Origin of the sequence: Pseudomonas sp. NFR02, from assembly GCF_900119375.1 — a bacterium.
Classification (GTDB): domain Bacteria; phylum Pseudomonadota; class Gammaproteobacteria; order Pseudomonadales; family Pseudomonadaceae; genus Aquipseudomonas; species Aquipseudomonas paracarnis.
Map to the genome: position 1 here is coordinate 505,146 of NZ_FPJJ01000001.1, position 23,155 is coordinate 528,300.

Here is a 23,155-nt window from a genome sequence, read left to right on the forward strand (position 1 = left end):
TAAGTAGGGGTTGCGTCGCATGTGTGGCATCGTCGGTATCGTCGGTAAGTCGAACGTCAATCAGGCGCTGTATGACGCGCTAACCGTCCTCCAGCACCGCGGCCAGGACGCTGCCGGTATTGTGACCAGCCACGACGGCCGGTTATTCCTGCGCAAGGACAATGGCCTGGTGCGTGACGTGTTCCATCAGCGTCACATGCAGCGCCTCGTCGGGCACATGGGCATTGGCCATGTGCGCTACCCGACTGCCGGTAGCTCGACCTCGGCCGAAGCTCAACCTTTCTACGTCAACTCGCCTTACGGCATCACTTTGGCGCACAACGGTAACCTGACCAACGTTGAACAACTGGCCAAGGAGATCTACGAATCTGACCTGCGCCACGTCAACACCAGCTCCGATTCGGAAGTGTTGCTCAACGTGTTCGCCCACGAGCTGGCCCAGCGCGGCAAGCTGCAGCCGACCGAAGAAGACGTGTTCGCCGCCGTGATCGACGTGCACAACCGTTGCGTCGGTGGTTATGCGGTGGTGGCGATGATCACCGGTTACGGCATCGTCGGTTTCCGCGACCCCCACGGCATTCGTCCGATCGTATTCGGCCAGCGTCACACCGACGAAGGCGTCGAGTACATGATCGCCTCCGAAAGCGTGTCCCTGGACGTGCTGGGCTTCACCCTGATCCGCGACCTGGCGCCGGGCGAGGCTGTCTACATCACTGAAGACGGCAAGCTGCACACCCGTCAGTGCGCCGTAGCGCCGAAACTCACCCCGTGCATCTTCGAACACGTCTACCTGGCGCGTCCGGATTCGATCATCGACGGCGTCTCGGTCTACAAGGCGCGCCTGCGCATGGGCGAGAAGCTGGCCGAGAAGATCCTGCGCGAGCGTCCCGAGCACGATATCGATGTGGTCATCCCGATTCCGGACACCAGCCGTACTGCCGCGCTGGAGCTGGCCAACCATCTGGGCGTCAAATTCCGCGAAGGCTTCGTGAAGAACCGCTACATCGGCCGTACTTTCATCATGCCCGGCCAGGCTGCGCGCAAGAAGTCGGTTCGTCAGAAGCTCAACGCCATTGAACTTGAGTTCCGCGGCAAGAACGTGATGCTGGTGGATGACTCCATCGTGCGCGGCACCACTTGCAAGCAGATTATCCAGATGGCCCGCGAAGCCGGGGCGAAGAACGTGTACTTCTGCTCTGCGGCGCCCGCGGTGCGTTACCCGAACGTGTACGGTATCGACATGCCGAGCGCCCATGAGCTGATCGCGCATAACCGTTCGACCCAGGACGTGGCCGACCTGATCGGCGCCGACTGGCTGATCTACCAGGACCTGCCGGACCTGATCGAAGCGGTTGGCGGTGGCAAGATCAAGATCGAGCAGTTCGACTGCGCCGTGTTCGACGGCAAGTACGTGACCGGCGATGTCGACGAGGCCTACCTGAACAAGATCGAGCAGGCGCGCAACGACTCGTCGAAGATCAAGACCCAGGCGGTCAGCGCGATCATCGACCTGTATAACAACTGAGTAAACACCGGCCCTGAGGGGCCGGTTTTGTATCTTAAACAAAGAATTGAATAAGGAGTCGCAGCATGAGTCAGGAATGGGATGCCGGTCGGTTGGACAGCGACCTCGATGGCGTAGCTTTCGATACCCTGGCTGTGCGCGCCGGCCAGCACCGTACCCCGGAAGGTGAGCACGGCGACCCGATGTTCTTCACCTCCAGCTACGTGTTCCGTACTGCCGCCGACGCCGCTGCGCGGTTTGCTGGCGAAGTGCCGGGCAACGTGTATTCGCGCTACACCAACCCGACCGTGCGTGCGTTTGAAGAGCGCATCGCGGCCCTGGAAGGTGCCGAGCAGGCCGTGGCGACTGCCACCGGAATGGCGGCCATCCTGGCGGTGGTGATGAGCCTGTGCAGCGCCGGCGACCATGTGCTGGTATCGCGCAGCGTGTTCGGCTCGACCATCAGCCTGTTCGAAAAGTACTTCAAGCGTTTCGGTATTGAAGTCGATTACGTGCCCCTGGCGGACCTGTCCGGTTGGGAGGCGGCCATCAAGGCCAATACCAAGCTGTTGTTCGTCGAATCGCCGTCCAACCCGCTCGCTGAGCTGGTGGACATCGCCGCGCTGTCCGAAGTCGCCCATGCCAAGGGCGCGATGCTGGTGGTGGACAACTGCTTCTGCACCCCGGCCTTGCAGCAACCGCTGAAGCTGGGTGCGGACATCGTGGTGCACTCGGCAACCAAGTTCATCGACGGCCAGGGCCGTTGCATGGGCGGCGTGGTGGCCGGTCGCAGCGAGCAGATGAAGGAAGTGGTGGGCTTCCTGCGCACCGCCGGCCCGACCCTCAGCCCGTTCAACGCCTGGATCTTCCTCAAAGGCCTGGAAACCCTCAGCCTGCGCATGAAAGCCCATTGCGCCAACGCCCAGGCCCTGGCCGAGTGGCTGGAGCAGCAGGACGGTATCGAGAAAGTGCATTACGCCGGCCTCAAGAGCCACCCGCAACACGCCTTGGCCCAGCGCCAGCAGCGTGGTTTCGGGGCGGTGGTGAGTTTTGAAGTGAAGGGCGGCAAAGACGGCGCCTGGCGCTTCATCGACGCGACACGCTTGATCTCCATTACCGCCAACCTGGGTGACAGCAAGACCACCATCACCCACCCGAGCACCACCTCCCACGGGCGCCTGGCGCCGCAGGAGCGTGAAGCGGCCGGCATTCGTGACAGCCTGATCCGCATCGCGGTGGGCCTGGAAGATGTTGCTGATTTGCAGGCAGACCTGGCCCGCGGGCTGGCGGCCTTGTGATCGAGTGGTCCATGGAGGCTGCGGCGGCCAGTAACGGGCGCGTGGCGCTGGTGACGGGCGCGGCGCGGGGCATTGGCCTCGGGATTGCCGCGTGGCTGATCAGTGAAGGTTGGCAGGTGGTGCTGACCGACCTGGACCGCGAGCGCGGTGCCAAGGTGTCCAAGGTGCTGGGCGACAATGCCTGGTTTATCACCATGGACGTGGCCGACGAGAAGCAAGTGGCCCAGGGTGTCGCCGAGGTGCTGGGGCAGTTCGGGCGCCTGGATGCGTTGGTGTGCAACGCGGCGGTGGCCGACCCGCGCAATATCACCCTGGAAAGCCTCGATCTGACGTATTGGAATCGGGTGCTGGCGGTCAACCTCAGCGGGCCGATGCTGTTGGCCAAGCACTGCGCGCCTTACCTGCGTGCCCACGGCGGCGCTATCGTCAACCTGGCCTCGACCCGGGCGCGTCAATCCGAGCCCGACACCGAAGCCTATGCGGCCAGCAAAGGTGGGCTGTTGGCCCTGACCCACGCGTTGGCCATGAGCCTGGGGCCCGAAGTGCGGGTCAATGCGGTCAGCCCTGGCTGGATCGACGCACGTGACCCGGCTGCGCGGCGTGCAGAGCCGCTCACCGACTCCGATCATGCCCAGCATCCGGCGGGCAGGGTGGGGACGGTGGAGGACGTGGCGGCGATGGTGGCCTGGTTGCTGTCACGCCAGGCCGGGTTCGTCACCGGGCAAGAGTTCGTGGTGGACGGCGGCATGAGCAAGAAGATGATTTACAGCGAGTAGGGCGGGTAGCCGCCTTGAAGTTATTTTGTCTTTTTCAGAAAAACTTCAAGCAGGCTATTGACTTAGGTCCGCTACCTGCGTAAATTTCGCGGCCTCAACGAAGCAAAGGGTGATTAGCTCAGCTGGGAGAGCATCTGCCTTACAAGCAGAGGGTCGGCGGTTCGATCCCGTCATCACCCACCACTTCTTGAGAGTTTTGCCCCTAGGGCAAGACGCAACGTTAAAGGTTGCACCGACGCGCAGCGGTAGTTCAGTCGGTTAGAATACCGGCCTGTCACGCCGGGGGTCGCGGGTTCGAGTCCCGTCCGCTGCGCCATATTTTCCAGGTTCGATCTGTCGGGCTTGAGATTGAACAGCCAAGGCTGATCGATCAGATGTTTAAAGGTGGTTGAGGGTTCATGCTCAATCAGCCAAGCGATACGCAGCGGTAGTTCAGTCGGTTAGAATACCGGCCTGTCACGCCGGGGGTCGCGGGTTCGAGTCCCGTCCGCTGCGCCATATCTGCCTCAAGGCCCACTGAACGCCTTGAAGCACAAGGAAAGCCACTGGCTCACCTTGATCCGATAGCAAAGACCCTGGTCGAAAGACCGGGGTTTTTTGTGTCTGGGGTTTGGAAAAAACCTCATCTTCTTCGCTACCACCAGCGCTCATTATCGGCAAACGGCCGACAGATCATTTCGATTCTGTCGGCCGTTTTTGCGTTCTTGTGTCAAAAAATTTCAATGTGGTTATTTGCCGCAGGCGCAGAAACCTTTAAAGTTAACCCTTCGGTCAACTTTGCACTGTCATCATGGCCTTTTGATTCGTCGAGAAAGGCTTCTGCAAGTCTCCAGATTCGGTGTACTTAACCATAAGGGCGGATTTATAACCGCTCAGAGGATGATCCATGTCCAACCGTGAAATAACCCGGCGCTCGTTCCTTCAGGGCGGGCTGGTGGCGGGTGTGAGTGTCACGCTCACGCCGCTCAGCACCCAGGCGCTGGCTGCCTTGATGGAAAACAGCGTGACCGTGCCGTCTGAAAAGTGGCTCGGCCATAACGGCAAGGCGCGCCAGCGTAACGATGCCTTGTCGAAAGTCTGCGGCAGCAAGGTGTTTGCCCGCGACATCCGCTCCAAGGACATGCCCGGCTGGCCTGCGCAGCAAGGTCACGCCATGTTGCTCAAAACCATCAAGGCCGACCACATCTACGCGGGCTACGACCTGTCGTGGCTTGGCGCCGAGCTGCAGCCGGACCGTATCGTCACCGCTGCCGACCTGGACAAGGACGGTATCGTCTTCCCGGAAGAACATGCGCCGGACCCGTTGTTGCCCGAGGGCAAAGTGCCGATGTTCATCGGTCACCCGGTGGCGATCCTGATCTGGAACGACTTCGAGCGTTTCCGTCAGGCCAAGAACAAACTCAAGTTCAATGACAAGGCGATTCGTTACGGCGCCAAAGTGCCGTATTACGAAGGTGACCCCTACGGTAGCTTCCGCTACGTGCGCGTGGGTGGCCCGACCTCGGCCGACGAAGACGAATTCGCCAGCCTCAAGGATTCGATCCTGTTCCCGATGCTGAAAAACCGTCGCCCGGTGTGGAATTCCCAGCCAAACCTGCACGGCAACCTGACCGAGCGCGGGCTGTTCTACGCCGAGCGCATGAAGAGCCAGATCAACACGCCACCGGACAACTGGCTGGTGTTTGACGAGCGCTACAAAACCCCATCGATCGAACCGGCCGCCATGGAGCCGGACAACGGCAACGGTTGGTACGATCCAGCAACCAAGACCCTGCACTTTGTGGTGGCCACCCAGTGCCCATTGGAAGTGGCGACCGAGACCGCCAAGATGATCTCGCCGTCGCGCTTCGGCCTGGCCCACCTGAACATGCATCCGGGTTATACCGTGGGTTACGGTTCCAAAGACCACAACATTTTCGTCTACTACGCCGCCCTCGCTGCGTTGTATGGCGCCGGTGTACCGGTGCGTCTGGCCAATGATCGTTACGAGCAATTCCAGAGCGGCATCAAGCGTCACCCGTTCGATATCCGCTATCAGTTGGCGGTCGACAAGAACGACCACAGCTTCAAAATCTTCCTCGCCGACATGAGCGTCGACGGCGGTGGCCGGATCAACTACAGCCCGTCGGTGGCTGCGGTCGGCGCCACGGCGGCGCAGTCGATCTACTACATGCCGCAGAACGACCTGCAAGTCACCGCGTACCATTCCCGTGGCGTTGAAGCCGGTTCGATGCGGGGCTACGGCACCCTGCAAAGCATGGCGGCGACCGAAATGATGGTCGACGAAATCGCCGGTCGCCTCGGTGTGGATGCCATTGAATTGCGACGCAAGAACGCACTGCGTTCGGGCATGAAGAACACCCAGGGCGCGATCCCTGCCGGTGCGTTGCGGCTGCACGAAATTCTCGACAAGGCCGCTGCGCACGACGTATGGAAAAACCGCGACGCGATCAAGCAACAGCGCGAAGCCGCAGACCCGGATAACTGGTATGGCGTCGGTTTTGCCATCTGCCAGAAAGACTTCGGCACCGGTTCCGAAGCGCCGATGGCCAGTGTTGAATTCAGCGCTGACGGCCGCATCAGCCTGCGCCACATCGGGATCGAAATCGGCACCGGCATGTCCACTTCGCAATCGCTGGTGGTCGCCGACTTCCTTGGCAGCCCGGCCCACGAAGTGAAAACCGGCGAAACACAATGGCAGGAAATGCAACTGGTCACCGGCGGCAACCCCTACACCATGAGCCAGGCCGAGCAGGACAACCTGCTGCGCAACCCGCGTTGGGTGGGCAAGCTCGCGTCGGCGTCGTCCGCGACCAACTCGGCGTACTACTTCAGCCACGCCACCCGTGAAGCGGCGCGTGTGCTGTTCAACCACGGCTTGTGGCCGGCAGCGCTGGAGATCTGGCGCCAGGGCCCGTTCGGCGGCCAGGCCAACCCCTATGTGGTGCGCCGCGAAGACGCACATTGGGTGGACGGCAAGCTCACTGCCAACGGCATGCAGCCATTGAGCTTTGAAGAACTGGCCAAGCGCGCTCATGAGCGCGGCCTGGTCACCGCTGCCACGGTCCACGGGTTCAACCGCTGGAGCTGGGCCGAGGCTGAGTACAGCATCGACGGTGTGCGCGAGCGCCTGCCGCTCGACGGTCTGGCGGTGAAATACGGCGATGGCGCACCGAAAGCCAAGCAGGCGCTGATGAGCACTGCCGGTTTCCACCTGCTCGATCGCCAGAACGTCAGCTATCCCGCCACCCAGTTGAATAACGCTGCGGTGACGTACTACAGCCCCGTCGCCACGTTGGTCGAGTTGAAGGTCAACAAGGGTTCGGCGCAGGTCGAAGTGCTCAATCACCATTCATGGGTCGAGTGCGGGCGTGTGCTGGTTGAAGAGTTGGTCAAAGGCCAGCTCGAAGGTGGAGTGGCCATGGGTATCGGTCACGCGTTGATGGAGGAAATGCCGTTGTACGAAGGCGGGCCGGGGGAGGGCGACTGGAACTTCAACCGCTACCGTCTGCCGATGGCGCGTCACGTTGCCGTATGGAAACAGACCTCGGAGATTCTGCCGGCGCTGTCGCCAAGCGACCCGTCCAAAGGTATCGCTGAAGTGGTGATGATCCCGATTGTCGGGGCCATTGGTAATGCGGTGGCACACGCCATCGGTAAACGTGTTCGCGACCTGCCAATCACGGCTGCACGCATCAAGGAGGCCCTCAATGGCTAACCGTCCGCTTCAACTGACCCTCAATGGTCAACCCGTCGGCCCGGTGGACATCCCTGATGACCTGCCGATGATCGACTACCTGCACGAATACAAAAACCTCACGGGCTCGCGGCTGGGCTGCGGCCAAGGCATTTGCCACGCCTGTGTGGTGATCGTCGACAACCCGGACGGCACCAGCGAAGAAGTGCGCACCTGCATCACCGGCGCGCATTACTTTGAAGGCAAGCAAGTGCGCACTATCGAAGGCCACGCCAAGCGCGATGAGTCGGGCCAGGTCACTGAGCTCAACCCGATCCAGCAGCGCTTCGTGGATGAGTTCGCCTTTCAGTGCAGCTATTGCGCGCCGGGCTTCGTCAATGCGGCGACCGTTTTAGTGGAGAAACTGCAACGCCAGCCGACCGTGTACAGCAAGCTGGAACAAATCATCGAGGACAGCCTCGGTCATCACGTCTGCCGTTGTACCGGGTACGTGCGTTATTACAACGCCACCCGCAACGTGCTGACCGATCTCGGCCTGGTCAAGGAGGGTTAAGCATGAAGCTTTTTCTGACCCGCCTGGCCTTGGCGGTCGGCCTGGCCGCGCCGGTATTGTTTGCCCACGCTGATGATCAAGCCAAGCGCGGCGAATACCTCGCCCGCGCCGCTGACTGCATGGCCTGCCACACTGCACCGGGCGGTGCGCCGTTTGCCGGCGGGCTGCCGATTGTCTCGCCGTTTGGCACCATCTATGGCACCAATATCACGCCAAGCAAAGAACACGGCATCGGCTTGTACAGCGATGACGAGTTCTTCGCTGCGTTGACCGAAGGCAAGCGTCGCGACGGTGCGTACTTGTATCCGGCGATGCCCTACACCTCGTACCATCTGATGCCGCGTGAAGACTCGGACGCCATTCATGCGTACCTCAAAACCATCGAGCCGATCGAGCGCGCAGCGCCGGTCACGAGCCTGAGCTTTCCCTTCAACGTGCGCCTGGGCTTGATGGGCTGGAACGTGTTGTACGGCAAAGCGCTGAAACTGGAACCGGCCGAAGGCAAGAGCGAAGCCTGGAAGCGCGGCCAGTACATGGTCGAAGTGCTCGGCCACTGCGGCGAATGCCACACGCCACGTGGCCTGCCCGGTGCGATGGAGCTGGACAAGCGCCTGACCGGCGGCATCCTCAATGGCTATCTGGCGCCCAGCCTGCTCGCCACGGACCTGGCCGCACGCGGCTGGAATGAGCAGGACCTGGCCACGTTCCTCAAGCACGGCATGAGCGCACAAGGGACGATGTTCAACGAGATGTTCCCGGTGTTCCACAACAGCACCCAGGGCCTGAGCGATGCGGACCTGGCCGCGATGGCGACCTTCCTGCTCGGCGATAAACCGCCGGCAGCCAAGGCGTTGGTCGAAGTGCCGGTGGACAAGCTCGGCCCGAGCGCTCAGCGCGGCCGCCAGGAATACCTGAACGTCTGTGCCGGTTGCCATGCCGCCGGTGGTGAAGGCAAGCCGCACATCGCGGTGGCGATGCGCGGCAACACCACGCTGCGTCTGGAAGACCCGCGCAACCTGGTGCGGGTGATCGAGGACGGGATCGGTGAGCAGAAGTTCTCCGGGTTCGAGCACATGCAACCGATGCCGGGCTTCGCTGGAAAACTCAGCCCGGCGCAACTCACCGATCTGATCAATTACCTGCGCCAAGGCTGGGGCGGGCAATCGGCGGAGCTGGCGGTGAGCGATGTGCAGAAGTTGCAGGCTGAGGCGCCGTCCATCGAGCACAAGGCGCACTGACATGCAGCATCTGGACCTGCAGGTGATACGACGGGCGCTGGAGTGGTCGGTGGCCGGGCAACGCATCTGGCTCTGTACGGTACTGGCCACCTACGGCTCGGCGCCGCGTGCGCCGGGTTCGTTGCTGGCAGTGAACGCCGCAGGGCAGTGGATTGGGTCGTTGTCGGGTGGTTGCGTCGAGGAAGACTTTCTCGAACGCGTCGCTGACGGTGCGTTTCTCGATGCGGTCAACGTGGTGCGCTACGGCGCAGGGGACGATCCGCGCTCGCGGGTCAGCCTGCCCTGCGGCGGCATTCTCGAAGTATTGGTTGAGAAGTTCGAGCCTGACTGCGAGGTGCAGGCGCACCTGCGTGAAGTGGAGTCGGCGCTGCTCGGGCAGCGGCGCTTGATTCGCCAGGTCGACCTGGCCAGCGGGGCGCGCCGCCTGGTCGCTGATTGTGAGCAGGGCGCGCGCATCGAGCGTGACAGTGAGCGGGTGCGCCTCCGCGTCGGTGCGGCTCAGCGTCTATTGCTGGCCGGGTACTCCAGCGTGGCGCAGGCGTGTGCCGAGTTTGCAGTCGGCCTCGGGTTCGAAGTGATTCTCTGCGACCCACGCGATGAAGTGCTCGAAGGCGTGGTGCTCAATGGCGTGGAGATTCGTCGCCAGTTGCCGTCGGTGTTTATTGCCGATGGCGGCTGTCACCGTGATACGGCGGTGGTTGCGCTGACGCATGACCCGCGTATCGACGATCTGGCGATGATGGAAGCGGTGCGTACCGACGCGTTCTACATTGGCGTGATGGGGTCGTTGCAGACCTCGCAGAAGCGCTTTGAGCGACTGCGCCGCATCGGTGGGTTGGGGGAGCCTGAACTGGCGCGGATACACGCGCCCATCGGGCTTAACCTGGGGAGCAGGACGCCGTCGGAAATTGCGTTGGCGGTATTGGCGGATATCGTGCGGATTCGCAGCGGGATTGCTCGCGACCGGCTCTGAAGCGCAGCCCTGTAGGAGCGAGCAAGCTCGCTCCTACAGTGTTTACATCCCGAATTTATCTCGCAACCCGTAGTACCAAGCCCCCAGCGCCGCAAACGGCGTGCGCAACATTTGCCCACCCGGGAACGGGTAATGCGGCAAACCCGCAAACGCATCAAAACGCTCTGCCTGACCCCGCAAGGCCTCTGCCAGTACTTTGCCTGCCAGGTGCGTGTACGTCACGCCATGGCCGCTACAGCCCTGGGAGTAATAGATGTTGTCACCCAGGCGACCGACCTGCGGCAAACGCGACAGGGTCAGCAGGAAATTGCCAGTCCAGGCGTAGTCGATCTTCACGTTCTTCAGTTGCGGAAATGCCTTGAGCATTTTCGGCCGGATAATCGCTTCGATATTTGCCGGGTCCCGCGCGCCATACACCACGCCGCCGCCGAAGATCAGGCGCTTGTCGCTGGTGAGGCGGTAGTAGTCGAGCAGGTAGTTGCAGTCCTCGACACAGTAATCCTGTGGCAATAAAGTCTTGGCTACTTCATCGCCCAGTGGCGCCGTGGTGATCACTTGGGTGCCACACGGCATCGACTTGGCCGCCAGCTCCGGCACCAGATTGCCCAGGTAAGCGTTCCCCGCGACGATAATGAATTTGGCCCTGACCTTGCCTTCGGCGGTATGCACCACCGGATTAGCGCCGCGCTCGATGCGCACCGCTGCCGATTGCTCATAGATCGTGCCGCCCAGGGATTCCACAGCCGCGGCTTCACCGAGCGCCAGGTTGAGCGGGTGGATATGGCCGCCGCTCATGTCCAGCAAGCCGCCCACATAGTTGTCACAGGCCACCACTTCGCGGATGCGGCGCTCGTCCAGCAACTCCAGTTGCGTATGGCCGTAGCGCTCCCACAGACGCTTCTGCGACTCCAAGTGGCCCATGTGCTTGCTGTTGAGGGCGGCGAACACGCCACCGTCCTTCAAGTCGCACTGGATCTGGTACTTGGCCACGCGCTCACGGATGATTCTGCCGCCTTCAAACGCCATCTGCCCCAACAACTGCGCCTGCTGAGGCCCGACGCTGCGCTCGATCACGTCGATATCGCGGCTGTAACTATTGACGATCTGCCCACCGTTGCGACCCGAGGCACCAAAACCGACCTTGGCGGCTTCCAGCACCGTAACGCGAAAGCCGTTCTCCAGCAGAAACAGCGCACTGGAAAGCCCGGTATAGCCGGCCCCGATCACGCACACATCGGTCTCGACTTCGCCTTGCAACACAGGACGGAGCGGAACTGCATTCGCAGAAGCGGCGTAATACGACTGGGGGTAGGGGGTGTTCGCCATCCTGGAACCTCTGTTTTATATTTTTTACGAGTGCGCCGATCCTACCTGAGTTGAAAATTGCCTGCCAGCCACCCGAAAATCACGGGTGTACCCGGCGCAAATAAAAAATTCGCATATTCATAGGGTTAGCTGCAAAAAAGATGTTGACACCCCTTCGGAATTCCGTAGAATGCCGCCTCACAGCAGGCACGTAGCTCAGTTGGTTAGAGCACCACCTTGACATGGTGGGGGTCGTTGGTTCGAGTCCAATCGCGCCTACCAAACAAAATCCGCTCTGCTGGGCGGTCTAGAAGGGCTCACCGAAAGGTGGGCCCTTTTTTGTTGTCCGCGATTTCATGCAGAACGTTCACAAAATATAGGGTTCGTTCACACTGGGCAATGTGAACGCCGATGACGTGATGGCGGGCAGCTACAACGGTCAGTAACATGGCTTGCGAAATGCCTAGCTTCTATTGAGGGATATCCATGAGTTTTGTAATCCCAACCCTGATCGGAGTTGTTGTTTTCCTGATCGGACAATACCTACTCAAGATGGTGATTGAACCCATACAAGCCTGCAGAGCCGCACTAGCTCGGCTTTCCAATACAATTCTTAGGCATCAAGCCAAGATTACCAGCGCAGCCGTCGATGACGAGTTGTCGGGAAAATTATCTGATCATTCGGCAGAGATAGTCTCTGCTGCTGCCACGATTATGTTCTATCGTGCAGCGAGACTGTTCTTCCGCTTACCTAAAAAAGCTGGAATCACCTTGGCAGCACGAAGCCTGAACCACATCGCCTATTCGCTAAATGTGAGCGCGAGAGAGTGGGAGGCAAGCCCAGCATTCAATAGTGCAAAACCTGATCATTCGCGATACGTGTATGACGCATTGACAGTGATACGCCAGCAACTTGGTATCAAGACCAGTTACGAAGATTAGCTAGGGGGCTTCAGAAAGACCGCTCTCGATACAACCAATCACCAAATGGATGCAGTGGAGTGACGCGGATTTCGATGAGTATGATTACGATCCGAAGCGGTAGTCTTGGGAGGCTAGAGGTGTCCGATAGCTACTAGCTATCGGATCGTAAATCAACCTTGAGACTGCTTAACTGCAATGTCTCGGGTTGTCTGAATATTCTGGTGGATTGCTGAGAGTACAAACCACACTCCAGAGCCCAGGCATCCAACGGCGAAGCCAACCACAGCGCCGTTTCATTGCGAAGTAATCCACAACCGTTGCCACAATGATCCCTAGCCAAGCGAAGAAGTTCACTACGGTAATCACAATGTCTTTCATTGCCTTTGCATCCCTTATGAATTGAAAATATTGTCACTCAATCGCCGGTGGGGTGACGTCATTTTCAAGCATTGGTGGTTCTGTCCCTGATGGCAAATTCTCAGCACGTGCTTGCGTATTCCAAGATATGCCGGTCAGTTCTTTTATCCGATCCACTATCGGCTTGGCGTTCTCGCCTACTTTTTTGAGAACTACACTTGCTTCGACCGCAAGACCGTAGAAAGCATTAAGGTCAGATACCTTTTTGTGGATTTCCGACTGCATCTTCTCAAGGCGTTTCAGTAAGCGGCGTTTGTGGTCTTCATCTAGTTCGGTATTTTCGGTTATCAGTTCGCGTAACTCATTAATTAGTGCTCGAATACGCTTTAAGTCCCCATCCGTAAATTCGTAGCCAAACGTATTATTGAGGGTGAGAGAGAAGTGATTTTTAAATTGATCGAGCTTGCGTTCGTTAGTTTGGTCTCGATGCTGAGTTTGCAATTGTTCTTTGACGCCATCTACGAACTGACTAATGCGTACGCAAATATTTGGGAAGGGGGCTTTTAGATCTGGAGCGTCTTCAAGATATGAGATTCGCCCTGATTCCTTCAAACTGAATAATAGGGCGTAAATTTCAAATAGGAGTTCTTCGTCGGATGGCACCCAGGAGTTTCCATTATTGAACTCCGTCTCTACAAACTCGCAGGCTGCAATTGCTCCGGTTGTCGGGTCGTCCTTTATCTGCTCTAAAATTTCCTGTGGTATCCGCATGTTTCATCCTTGTCTTATTGGCTAGGGGGGTGGACGTATGGTGGCAGTGTGCTCCGACGATTGTCTAGGCACTAAACTGGTCTTTCATGGGTAGAGCTGCCAGCTTTCACCAAAGCGGCCTAGGCTTCTGATCGGTTTTCAAATCCGCCGCCCAAAATAAGCGAGCATCTCTTGTCGTTTCGGCCATGGTGGTGGGGAAAATAATAAAAAGCACTTGGGCATTGGGTTGAGCGCGGTAGGTGCTAAGCACGTCACGAGTAGGCCAAATGGCAGTCTGCGGAATATAGAAATAAGCTGGGCGGCCCTTAAGCCCCTACAGCCTCAGAGCGAGACGTTGAAGGCGAGCATGAGGTGACGTACTGCCGTTGGTATGAGCGTGGCGCCACGGGCTGTACGTAAGCCTTTGGTGTTGAGGCAATCAGCTATGGCCTGAAGCGTATTCAACTTGTTGTACAGGCATGCAGTAGGTGGGGCTGTACTGCCGTGCATTCACGGCCTTTGGCGAGCGCCTGAGAGCGGTTGTTGATCTTCTGTACCGCAACTGCATCAGCAGCATGTGGTTAGCGAACGCTCCCCGTTGGCCGGATTGGACTGATTCGAAATCCGTTGTACCTCCACAACTACCCAAGAAAGCTAATTAAATTCAATGAGTTGTGAGTTTTTTTGAGTTGTACTACTCCCTTTCTCGCAATCCTCCCCTCATCTTAGGACTCGCCGTATTTCGTGCTTTTCACGGTACTACGTCCAGAGGTCGGTTCGAACGGTTAGCCGCTAGATGTGCGAACTAGCGCGTCTTCCTCATATGGACAGGGTACCTGCGAGTCGATAATGTCGATGGAATGCGTTTCCCATCTTGCCATTCAGAGCCAACCTGCATGACCGCACAGACGACAGTACCTACGAAAAAAGAGTTCTGTATTGACTTTCCCCTGTATGAGCAATTCACCTTTGCTGAAGGACAGGATCACGATGGCTGGAACGTATTCTATTCTCAAGAGCCAATTGACACCTATTGCCCTGAATGTAATACGCACAGTATTTTCCATCAGCATATTATCTCTGATGTCCCTCGCTATCTTGACGGTTGGGTGGGAAGTAAGCGCCATCACGTCACGCTTAAATGCTCTAGGGATTCAGATCATCGCCTGTATTTCCTTTTCGACGTTGAGGGCAGGACGGTGCAGAAGATAGGGCAGTATCCGTCTCTTGCTGATCTCAATACGTACGATGTACGTCAGTACTCTGCCGTGCTACCCAAAGAGGATTTCAAGGAGTTCACTAAAGCAATTGGATTGGCTGCACATGGTGTGGGCGTCGGTTCGTTTGTTTACTTAAGACGAATTTTTGAGAATCTTGTCGATGCTGCGTACCAGACCGCAAAAAATGATAGCGGTTGGGATGATGACGCTTATCAAAAGAGTCGGATGGCGGATCGGATACAGCTGTTGATGGGGCACCTTCCTGAGTTTCTCGTGGAAAATCGTTCGATGTACAAAATTCTTAGCCAGGGCATACATGAGCTGACAGAGAATGAATGCCTAGCGGCGTTCCCAGTTTTAAAAATGGGGATTGAACTAGTTCTAGATGAGAAGTTGGCCGTAGCGGCGAAACAACAGAAGCTAGAGCAAGCTAAGAAGGCTATTCACGGCTTAGTCAGTAAGGCTGGAGCTGAGAATCGCCCTGGTATTAGTGGGTAACCCATTTTTTCAGATAAAACTCCTCTGTCACAATTTTTTGGGGGCAGATGAACGAGGTGGGGGCTGGAAAAGATAGTACAGTCGAGCTGCGAAACGGAATCCGATCATCAGTACCATTTAGAAGGGAGGGGCTAACTAATTTTTTGGCTCAGTTCGCTATGTGGAAACTCCTAAAAAAGCGTCTAAAATAGTGCCTGTCTCAATTGTAGATTCTGGCGCCTAATTATGACGGAGTGCGTAGCGGAACCTTACATGTTTCGTGATGCCTGCTGAATGAATTATGTTGATGTTTTAGTTTTTATAAAGGTTTGATAATTGGAGTGAAAAGGATGTCCGATACAAAAGCATTTGGTATGCCCGGTAATTTAATGTTTGTCTCTGTTGAGTCTCTGCCTGATGCGATGCTTTCCGGGTGGCAGCGCGAAATTATAGATCCGAATGTTCATGCAGAAGTAGCTGATAGAACAGGTGAGTTCCTTGAACAGGTCTGTGGTTATGAGATGCATGATTTGCTTGGTTTGACTGCGTTATTTACATTTACAAAGGCCGTTATTAAGGATGGGCATAAGTCGGATTACCCGGAACAAGCGGATCTTGAGGCTCTTCAGGCATTAATGCTTGGATGTCAGGGGGATGGCCAAAAAGTGTCTATCCCTAGGGAGAGTGTAAGTGGTTTTTGGTTAGAGTTGATGAGGCAGAACTATGTGGTGTCTCACTCTGCTAAGCGAGAAGGACAGTCAGTAATTGAAACTTTGGCGGACTCTCAAATTGCCTATTATCGTAATCCTTACGGAGACGAGTTTTTTGATAGGATGATGGTTGAGGTCACAGCTGAGTATGATAATCGTTATTTGAGGGATGAAAGTTTTTCTTCTGTTGGTAAGCTCTTTGTTTGTATTAGAACTACTATTTGGGAAAGGTTTCAAAGGTACTATCGTGAGTTAGTTGCGATTCATGGATTTAGTCGTAAGCGGATGTTGAGTGAGGTTTCGCGCTACAAAAAATTAGTGGAAGTTGATGAGGATGATTATGACTGGCATAGGTTAAGTGTTGATCAATTAAGGTGTGGTCTGCGTAATTTAATTGAAGATTACACCATTAAGACTCTTTTTTTACTTGACCAGGCTTGGGTGGCGTCGGTTGGGTTTGAAGATTCTTTTGTGAGAGAGACGTTGGATAAGCTGAGCCTGAATAGCCTCGAAGGAGTAAAAGGGTTTGATGGGCTAAGTAGATTCAATCCAATTGCTTCTCGCCCATTTATTAAGTCAGCGAAAGGATACTCGATATATTGCTTGATGACTTTGATGAGCCTCCCGTTTTCATCGTTATTGACGTTGCTGGTCGATAAGCCAGATGCTAAAAACAGGATTGAAAAAGTCCGCGGATGGTTTGCAGAGCGTGAAGCCGCTCGCATGTTGTTAGATGCGTTTCCATCAGCGAAGCATGTACCCTCTGGATACTGGTTCAGAAGCAAAGAAGATCGTGTTGAATCTGATCTTATAGTTTTAGTCTCTCGACATGTATTAATATTTGAAGCCAAGGGTGCGCTTATAACTGATCGTGTTAGATCTGGAGCTGTTGGTGCAGTACAACAATTTCTTAAGAAAACCTGGGGGAAGTCGACTCTGCAGGGTGCTGCATTAGCTGACCACCTTAGAAGCTCGACTGAGCCTGTTTGTATCGAGGATGCGAAGGGAAAGGTGCTATTAACTCTCGATCCGAAAGAGATACGAACGGTTTCCAGATTCAGTGTTTCGCTTGAGCAGGTTGGGTTGTTGATGAATGCACCCAACATATTGCGTGAGTTGAAAATAATTGATAATGATATAGACCCGGCGCCCTGCATTATTCTTTCTGAATTGCAACAGGTTTTGGGGGCGTTGAAAGATGAATTGCATCGTCTGCATTATCTGACTCGCCGCTTTGCAGTGTGCCGTAGGAATCAGATTATCGGTGATGAAATGGATATATTTTCTATCTATTTGCGAACAGGATTCGTTGGTTTACAAGGTTCTGACGAAGTCATGATGATTCTTGGGGCGTCATATGAGTTGTCAGAGTACCGAAAGCAAGATGGCGTTTTAAAAATTCCGAAAGATAGTGCGTTACGGAACTCACCTTTTTTTGATTCATTCCTGGCTTTGATGCTTAGAAGAATGACGCCTGCTTATTTTGAGGTTGGGCTTCTACTTTTGGATATTCCCTTTGAGTCGCAGAGAGAGCTTGTCACAGGAATGAAAAGAGTGTTCGTTGGGACGCCAAAGGAGGCTGATTCACCTATAATATTTTCGACTGTCGAAGGGTTGTTGGGAGAATTTGCGATCTGTGGTATTTATATGGATCGAAACGTTCACTACGCACAGCGTCGAGAAATGGCAATGAATGTTCTTGGTTCTGTTGGCTCTGCTAATAGTGTTGCTGAGGGCTTCGCATTTGTTCGGCTCAACAAAAGCACTGATGCATATGATGCCTTGTACTATGGTGGTCAACTTTTTGCGAAATAAAATATTGTGAAGTTTAATTAAGATTTTTCTGAAATTTAACGATTGTTGGAGCGGGTAATGCGTGCATGCTATAGCCCGCTTCCACAAAGCTTGGTCTACGCCACCAGAAAATTGGGGGGCGCTTTAATTAGTAGGCGTTTCGTTGACTGGAAAGCAATTCTGGTGGTTTTGCCTGATCCGCTTAGCTTGTTGCGAGCGGGGCTCATGAGTGCCGCTGCTTTTCTAAAATAAGTTGGGGGGCACGTAGCCCTACAGAGCTAGACCAGAAACTACATCAAGCTGCCACTGTTTCTCGCTTGATCCGGTAAACGGTTGCAACACCACAGTCAGCTAATTTTGCAATCTGATCAGCGGACATCGTTGGGTGTTTCTGCATCAACGCCTGTACCTCCGCCCACTTAACGGTATTCCTTCCTTTACCTGACGGCTTCCAATCAGGGTCAGCAGCCTTTTTGTTCTCCAAGCCTTGTTTGATGCGCTCTACGCGTTTCTCTTGATCCAGTCGTGCCATGGTTGCCATCAAATCAATCAACATGTTGTTGATCACATCCATGATTTGACCGGTTATACCCTTCGCTTCAACCAGCATGTGGCTGGTAGGCAGATCAGCAACAACCAGACGCAATCCCTTAGCCTTGATAGTAGCCTTGAGAGTGTCCCAGTCAGCCTGTGAGAGGCGGCTCAGACGGTCTACAGACTCAACCAATAGCACGTCGCCACTCTCGGCAGTATCGAGCAAGGAAAGCAACTCAGGACGGTTGAGCTTGGTCCCACTAATGTTCTCCGCATACACACCAACGATGCTTAAACCCTTTTCGACAGCGAACAACTCCAGGGCGACTTTTGCACGGTTGGCGTCTTGGTCTTTCGTTGATGCACGGAGGTAGAGGTGGGTATTCAAAGCGGACTATCCTTTGTTCTTAGATTCGATAGATAAATGATAATTGAATCGTATGGCTATCTGCAATAGATATTTGATAGTGGTAGGCGAGTGGCTATCGAGCTACCAGTTACGTCTACCTATCTGATAGCGGTTATCGACTCAGCTTCTGAATTCCGGCCTAGATGACGTCGGAGTTTAAACCCAGAGATTCCAAGGCTGAGGCGACGCTTTAGCGGGCGTCTAGCGAACCTCCTGCCTTTTTTCATCACACTGGACACTTGATGTGGTTGCAGGTAGCGTCAGTTACTTAGTCGAGATGACAGGGATACAATCATGGCAGATAGGCACCCGTACTCCGGTATTGCAGGGCTGACTCAGACCGTTACCCAGCTCAGAAAATCGTTCCCTGTCCAATTTGGCTCAGATACGATGAAAAAACTAGGGATAGCACCTAACAACGAAAGCTATGTATTGAACACACTGCGATTTCTTGGTGTGCTCGATGAGGATGGGAAAAAGGGGCAAAAAGTTGGTTCCGTTTTCAGCCAGCATGAAGATGATGAGTTTCAGCGAGGTTTCTCGGAAATCGTCTCTTCAGCCTATAGCGAGCTTTTTGAGTTGCACGGAGAGGGTGCTTGGACGCTCCCGTTGCCCAAATTAATCGCTTACTTCAGGCATACAGACAACACGAGCGACATTGTAGGAAAGAAACAGGCCGCGACATTCCAAGCACTTGGGTTACTGTCCGGTAAATTAGATGGGAGCGTACGAACGCCCACACCTAAACCGAAGACAAGCGACACATCCACTCCTACTCGTACAGTGCGCTCTAAGCCTGCCAAAGCTACTCCGCAGCTACCTAAAGCCGAAATCCCCTTGCCCATTCAATCCGCTCCCCCGGCAGCTCAGTCTTCCGCCATGGCGCTTACTGTCAGGGTCGAAATTAACCTACCCGCTGGTGGTGACCAAGAGACCTACGACCGCATCTTCAAAAGCATCAGAGAGAATCTGCTGAATGGCAACGTCTCTTAATCTCTTCGAAGAAATAGTCCGCAGGACGACAGGGGCATTTGATGGCGAAAGTGAGGTCAAAAGCATTGTCCTGCATCCATTTGAGCTAAGAAATATTCATCAAGGTCTTTATGGGAAGGTCAAAAAGCTTTTCGACAATGGACACTGTGCAGAGTCTACCTTCGAAGCATTTAAGCTTATAGACAAGCTTGTACAGCGTTTATGCCAAGTGGATGAGTCGGGCTTTAAGCTCATGATGAATGCCTTTAATGAGAGTAAGCCAATTCTCACCCTTGCCGACTTATCGACCACGAGTGGCCGAGATGAACAGAAAGGTTACAGCTTTCTTTTCAGCGGAGCAGTGATGGCCATTCGAAACCCCAGAGGGCATGAGATAAACCTCAGTGACGATCCCGACACCTGTTTAGATCATCTTGCATTTGCCTCTCTGCTGCTTAGAAGATTGGAGCAGAGTGGTTTTTCCTGATTGCGAAGGCCAGGATTTCCAACAGCACATGTTGTGTAAGCCCAGCACTTCAACCCGGCAACCGCTGCTCGATTAATTCTCGTCCAAAGATCGTTCAACTCAGCGATCAGCTCGCGGAGCTGCACGATATCCATGCGGCGTGTCCCGCTTTCAACGTTACTCATGAACGACTGTGGACGTCCAGAGCCTCTGAACACTGTACTTGGTTCAGGCCAGCCGCCTTCCTGTGTTTCTTCAGTAGGGTCAGCAGGACTGCGTGTTCGGGTTTGCAGACACTGGAATTTGGGCAAAGGAAAGTCAAGACGCCGGGCGGCGTCCTTTCAGGGCTTGTATGTCCAATCAGGCGAAAAGCGTCGCCACCGCCAGCAGGCAAATTACCTGGGCGAACAGCTGGCAGCGTATTTCGCCAAGTGTGGTCGCCATATTACTCATTTGTCCGGCATACATAGCGGGAACCCTCATTGTCGGCGTGACACCGTGAATGAACTGCAAGTACACACAGCTGCACCGTGGAGTATAGGTGCAGATCAGGAATTTTCCCTGCCGACGCCATAGCGAGTTCATCCTCACGTCTTTTCCAAAAAAACTGCGCTGAATCTCTCCATGGTGCCGTACCCCCGATGCCATCCCCCCACAAAAATTATTGGTTTGCAGCAACAATTTTTCTTGTTGGACACCCCCGTCCCCAGGCAGCAAAGTTGCCGCCACTGACGCTCGACCTTCCAGGTCAACAATAAAAAACCGAGCCGATTGCACGCCACTTTCAAGCTGTGAGCCCTCGGCCCACATCCTGCTGTTATGGCGCCGCAGCGCGCACTAAAGGACCTCTTCGCCATGCAAACTGTTGTGAACTTATGGCCGTTGATCGGCGTACTTGTCATCGTGGTCGGCTTTGTATTGCGCTTCAATCCGCTGTTGGTGGTCACCGCGGCCGCCATCGCCACCGGGCTTGCCGCCCAGTTCCCGCTGGAAAAAATTCTCGCCACCATGGGCGATGGCTTCCTTCAGACCCGTGCCTTGCAACTGATTCTGTTATTGCCGCTGGCGGTGATTGGCCTGCTGGAACGCCATGGCCTGCGCCTGCATGCGCAGAACTGGATTGCACGCTTCGAACGCGCCACGGTCGGGCGTTTGTTGATCATCTATCTGTTTGTGCGTGAGTCCACGGCGGCCATGGGGTTGACGAGCCTGGGTGGGCATCCGCAGATGGTGCGGCCGCTGCTGGCGCCGATGGCCGAGGGCGCCGCAGAAAAACGTTATGGCAAGCTGCCTGACAAGCTACGCCACAAGGTACTGGCCATGTGCGCTGCCACCGACAACGTCGGGTTGTTCTTTGGTGAGGACATCTTCGTGGCCTTTGGTGCGATTGCGTTGATGCACACCTTCCTGCTTGGCTCGGGGATTGATGTGGAGCCGCTGCACATTGCGGTGTGGGGCATCCCGACGGCGATCTGCGCCTTCATCATTCACGCTATCCGGTTGCATCGTTTCGACCGGCGCTTGACCCGCGAAATGAGCTCGGCCACCGCTCCAGTGGAGGCTGCTCAATGATTATTTCCATTCAATACCTGTACTGGCTGGCGGGCGTGCTGTTGCTGATCACCGCCGGCATGATCCTGCTCGACCGTTCCCACCCCAAGCGCTGGTCCAGTGCGCTGTTCTGGTTGTTGTTCGCCGTACCGTTCCTTATAGGCGAGCGCTTGCCTTCGGTGGTCATCGGAGTGGGTGTGGTGGTGATGGCATTGATTGCGGGCTTGGGCGGCGTTGGTCGTGGCCAGCATGCCCAATTGCACGACAAGGCGTCCCGCGCCAGTGCCGGGCGCCTGGGCCACAAACTGTTCATCCCGGCGTTGGCGATTCCGCTGACCACGGTGATTGGCTCAGTGTTGCTCAAACACACCGAAATCGGTGGTGTACCGCTGCTGGACCCGAAGAACACCACCTTTGTCTCCCTCGGCATCGGTTGCCTGATCGCCCTTGGCCTGGCCTGCTGGCTGACCCGGGATACGCCGGTACAAGCGTTACGCGAATCTCGTCGCCTGACCGAAGCCCTGGGCTGGGCCATGGTGCTCCCGCAAATGCTGGCGATGCTCGGGCTGTTGTTCAATGAGGCCGGGGTGGGCACGGCGGTCGCTCATGTCACCACCACCTACATCAACCTGGACTACAAGTTGGTGGCGGTGATGGTCTATGTGTTGGGCATGGCCTTGTTTACCGTGATCATGGGCAATGGTTTTGCGGCCTTTCCGGTGATGACCGGTGGCGTCGGCGTGCCGGTGCTGGTGGGGATTTACGGCGGCAACCCTGCGGTGATGGCGGCCATTGGTATGTTCTCGGGCTATTGCGGTACGTTGATGACGCCCATGGCGGCCAACTTCAATATCGTACCGGCGGCGCTACTGGAACTGCCGGACAAAAATGCGGTGATCAAGGCCCAGATACCCACGGCGCTGATGATGCTGGTGGTCAATATCGTGCTGCTTTACCTGTTGATGTGAGGTCATTGTGCAAAACGTATTGCTGACGGGCTTCGAGCCCTTTGATAAGGCGGCGGTAAACCCTTCTTGGGAGGCCGTGCGCCAGTTGGACGGTGTGCAGTTGTGCGAGGGGGTGCAGATAGTTGCGCGTTGCTTGCCCTGCGCATTTGCCACCGCGGCCGAGACCTTGCTGCAGTTGATCAACGAACTGCAGCCGGCAATGGTCATCGCCACAGGCCTGGGGCCTGGGCGCAGTGATATTTCCATCGAGCGCGTTGCGATCAACGTTAACGATGCGCGTATTCCCGACAATCTGGGCGCTCAGCCAATTGATACCTCAGTGGTGGAGGGCGGCCCGGCGGCGTACTTCTCGACGTTGCCGATCAAGGGCATGGTCAAGGCGGTGCGTGAGGCGGGTATTGCGGCCTCGGTATCGCAGACGGCGGGGACGTTTGTGTGCAACCAGGTGTTTTATCGTTTGCAGCACGCCTTGGTGGGGACTGGGGTGCGCAGTGGGTTTATTCACGTTCCCGGCTTGCCCGGATCGAGCGAGCCGTCGATGGTGCTATCGACAACCGTGGAAGGGCTGCGGGTTGCGGCGCTGGCAGCCTGGCAAACCCAGGCGGATGTCGTCCTTGCCGGTGGCCAGATCAGCTGACAGCTGTACGCTGTGTTGCAATTTCAACTACAGTTCCAGCAC

The 23,155-nt window shown here is 55.8% G+C and carries 18 protein-coding genes and 4 tRNA genes; 19 read left to right on the forward strand and 3 right to left on the reverse strand.

Annotation, left to right across the window (positions count from 1 at the left end):
• Nucleotides 1-19 precede the first annotated feature (19 nt).
• The 10 genes from purF (at nucleotide 20) to BT199_RS02430 (ending at nucleotide 10,039) form a co-directional block, all read left to right on the forward strand.
• Entirely contained in the window at nucleotides 20-1,525 is a 1,506-nt protein-coding gene (gene purF / locus BT199_RS02385) for an amidophosphoribosyltransferase (RefSeq protein ID WP_003192537.1), read from the forward strand.
• A gap of 65 nt (nucleotides 1,526-1,590) precedes the next feature.
• Nucleotides 1,591-2,802, forward strand: a complete 1,212-nt coding sequence (locus tag BT199_RS02390; protein WP_014719150.1) for an O-succinylhomoserine sulfhydrylase — start codon at nucleotides 1,591-1,593, stop codon at nucleotides 2,800-2,802.
• Nucleotides 2,803-2,813: 11 nt separating this feature from the next.
• The gene (locus BT199_RS02395) at nucleotides 2,814-3,578 is read left to right on the forward strand and encodes an SDR family oxidoreductase (RefSeq protein ID WP_072433789.1); all 765 of its coding nucleotides are present in this window, start codon (nucleotides 2,814-2,816) and stop codon (nucleotides 3,576-3,578) included.
• A gap of 107 nt (nucleotides 3,579-3,685) precedes the next feature.
• Nucleotides 3,686-3,761, forward strand: a tRNA-Val gene (locus BT199_RS02400).
• A gap of 56 nt (nucleotides 3,762-3,817) precedes the next feature.
• Nucleotides 3,818-3,894 (forward strand) — tRNA-Asp (locus tag BT199_RS02405).
• A gap of 105 nt (nucleotides 3,895-3,999) precedes the next feature.
• Nucleotides 4,000-4,076, forward strand: a tRNA-Asp gene (locus BT199_RS02410).
• Nucleotides 4,077-4,464: 388 nt separating this feature from the next.
• Nucleotides 4,465-7,296 (forward strand): xanthine dehydrogenase family protein molybdopterin-binding subunit, encoded by a 2,832-nt coding sequence (locus BT199_RS02415; protein WP_072433790.1) that lies wholly within the window; start codon nucleotides 4,465-4,467, stop codon nucleotides 7,294-7,296.
• Entirely contained in the window at nucleotides 7,289-7,828 is a 540-nt protein-coding gene (locus BT199_RS02420; RefSeq protein WP_014719147.1) for a (2Fe-2S)-binding protein, read from the forward strand. Before BT199_RS02415 ends, BT199_RS02420 begins: the two co-directional genes overlap by 8 nt.
• 2 nt (nucleotides 7,829-7,830) lie before the next feature.
• Nucleotides 7,831-9,066, forward strand: a complete 1,236-nt coding sequence (locus BT199_RS02425) for a c-type cytochrome (RefSeq protein WP_072433791.1) — start codon at nucleotides 7,831-7,833, stop codon at nucleotides 9,064-9,066.
• A gap of 1 nt (nucleotide 9,067) precedes the next feature.
• Nucleotides 9,068-10,039, forward strand: a complete 972-nt coding sequence (locus tag BT199_RS02430) for an XdhC family protein (protein WP_014719145.1) — start codon at nucleotides 9,068-9,070, stop codon at nucleotides 10,037-10,039.
• A 42-nt stretch (nucleotides 10,040-10,081) separates the two neighbouring features.
• On the opposite strand, the gene BT199_RS02435 is transcribed toward BT199_RS02430, so the two are convergent.
• Nucleotides 10,082-11,365, reverse strand: a complete 1,284-nt coding sequence (locus tag BT199_RS02435) for an NAD(P)/FAD-dependent oxidoreductase (protein ID WP_072433792.1) — start codon at nucleotides 11,363-11,365, stop codon at nucleotides 10,082-10,084.
• A 184-nt stretch (nucleotides 11,366-11,549) separates the two neighbouring features.
• On the opposite strand from BT199_RS02435, the gene BT199_RS02440 reads away from it, so the two are divergent.
• Both BT199_RS02440 and BT199_RS02445 read left to right on the forward strand, forming a co-directional pair.
• Nucleotides 11,550-11,626 (forward strand) — tRNA-Val (locus BT199_RS02440).
• A 204-nt stretch (nucleotides 11,627-11,830) separates the two neighbouring features.
• Nucleotides 11,831-12,286 carry a hypothetical protein gene (locus tag BT199_RS02445; protein ID WP_072433793.1) on the forward strand — a complete coding sequence of 152 codons (456 nt, stop codon included), beginning with the start codon at nucleotides 11,831-11,833 and terminating at the stop codon, nucleotides 12,284-12,286.
• A gap of 393 nt (nucleotides 12,287-12,679) precedes the next feature.
• Here the strand turns inward: BT199_RS02445 and BT199_RS02450 are convergent, their stop codons facing one another.
• Nucleotides 12,680-13,396, reverse strand: coding sequence for a hypothetical protein (locus BT199_RS02450; protein WP_072433794.1), 717 nt, complete (start codon nucleotides 13,394-13,396; stop codon nucleotides 12,680-12,682).
• An 875-nt stretch (nucleotides 13,397-14,271) separates the two neighbouring features.
• Here BT199_RS02450 and BT199_RS02455 point away from each other — a divergent pair.
• Nucleotides 14,272-15,093, forward strand: coding sequence for a short-chain dehydrogenase (locus BT199_RS02455; protein WP_072433795.1), 822 nt, complete (start codon nucleotides 14,272-14,274; stop codon nucleotides 15,091-15,093).
• 329 nt (nucleotides 15,094-15,422) lie between these two features.
• Entirely contained in the window at nucleotides 15,423-17,597 is a 2,175-nt protein-coding gene (locus tag BT199_RS02460; protein ID WP_072433796.1) for a hypothetical protein, read from the forward strand.
• A gap of 274 nt (nucleotides 17,598-17,871) precedes the next feature.
• Here the strand turns inward: BT199_RS02460 and BT199_RS02465 are convergent, their stop codons facing one another.
• Entirely contained in the window at nucleotides 17,872-18,498 is a 627-nt protein-coding gene (locus BT199_RS02465; RefSeq protein ID WP_072433797.1) for a recombinase family protein, read from the reverse strand.
• Between the two features lie 315 nt (nucleotides 18,499-18,813).
• Here BT199_RS02465 and BT199_RS02470 point away from each other — a divergent pair, with 315 nt between their 5' ends.
• The 5 genes from BT199_RS02470 (at nucleotide 18,814) to pcp (ending at nucleotide 23,113) form a co-directional block, all read left to right on the forward strand.
• Nucleotides 18,814-19,512 (forward strand): DUF5343 domain-containing protein, encoded by a 699-nt coding sequence (locus BT199_RS02470; RefSeq protein ID WP_072433798.1) that lies wholly within the window; start codon nucleotides 18,814-18,816, stop codon nucleotides 19,510-19,512.
• Complete coding sequence (locus BT199_RS02475) at nucleotides 19,496-19,978, forward strand: TIGR02391 family protein (RefSeq protein WP_072433799.1); 483 nt, start codon at nucleotides 19,496-19,498, stop codon at nucleotides 19,976-19,978. The genes BT199_RS02470 and BT199_RS02475 overlap by 17 nt, the downstream gene beginning before the upstream one ends.
• 834 nt (nucleotides 19,979-20,812) lie before the next feature.
• Nucleotides 20,813-21,529, forward strand: coding sequence for a DUF969 domain-containing protein (locus tag BT199_RS02490; protein ID WP_014719143.1), 717 nt, complete (start codon nucleotides 20,813-20,815; stop codon nucleotides 21,527-21,529).
• Nucleotides 21,526-22,476 (forward strand): DUF979 domain-containing protein, encoded by a 951-nt coding sequence (locus BT199_RS02495; protein ID WP_019820885.1) that lies wholly within the window; start codon nucleotides 21,526-21,528, stop codon nucleotides 22,474-22,476. The genes BT199_RS02490 and BT199_RS02495 overlap by 4 nt, the downstream gene beginning before the upstream one ends.
• Before the next feature lie 7 nt (nucleotides 22,477-22,483).
• A complete protein-coding gene (pcp, locus tag BT199_RS02500; RefSeq protein WP_072433801.1) occupies nucleotides 22,484-23,113 on the forward strand; it encodes a pyroglutamyl-peptidase I in 630 nt (209 codons plus the stop codon).
• Nucleotides 23,114-23,155 lie beyond the last annotated feature (42 nt).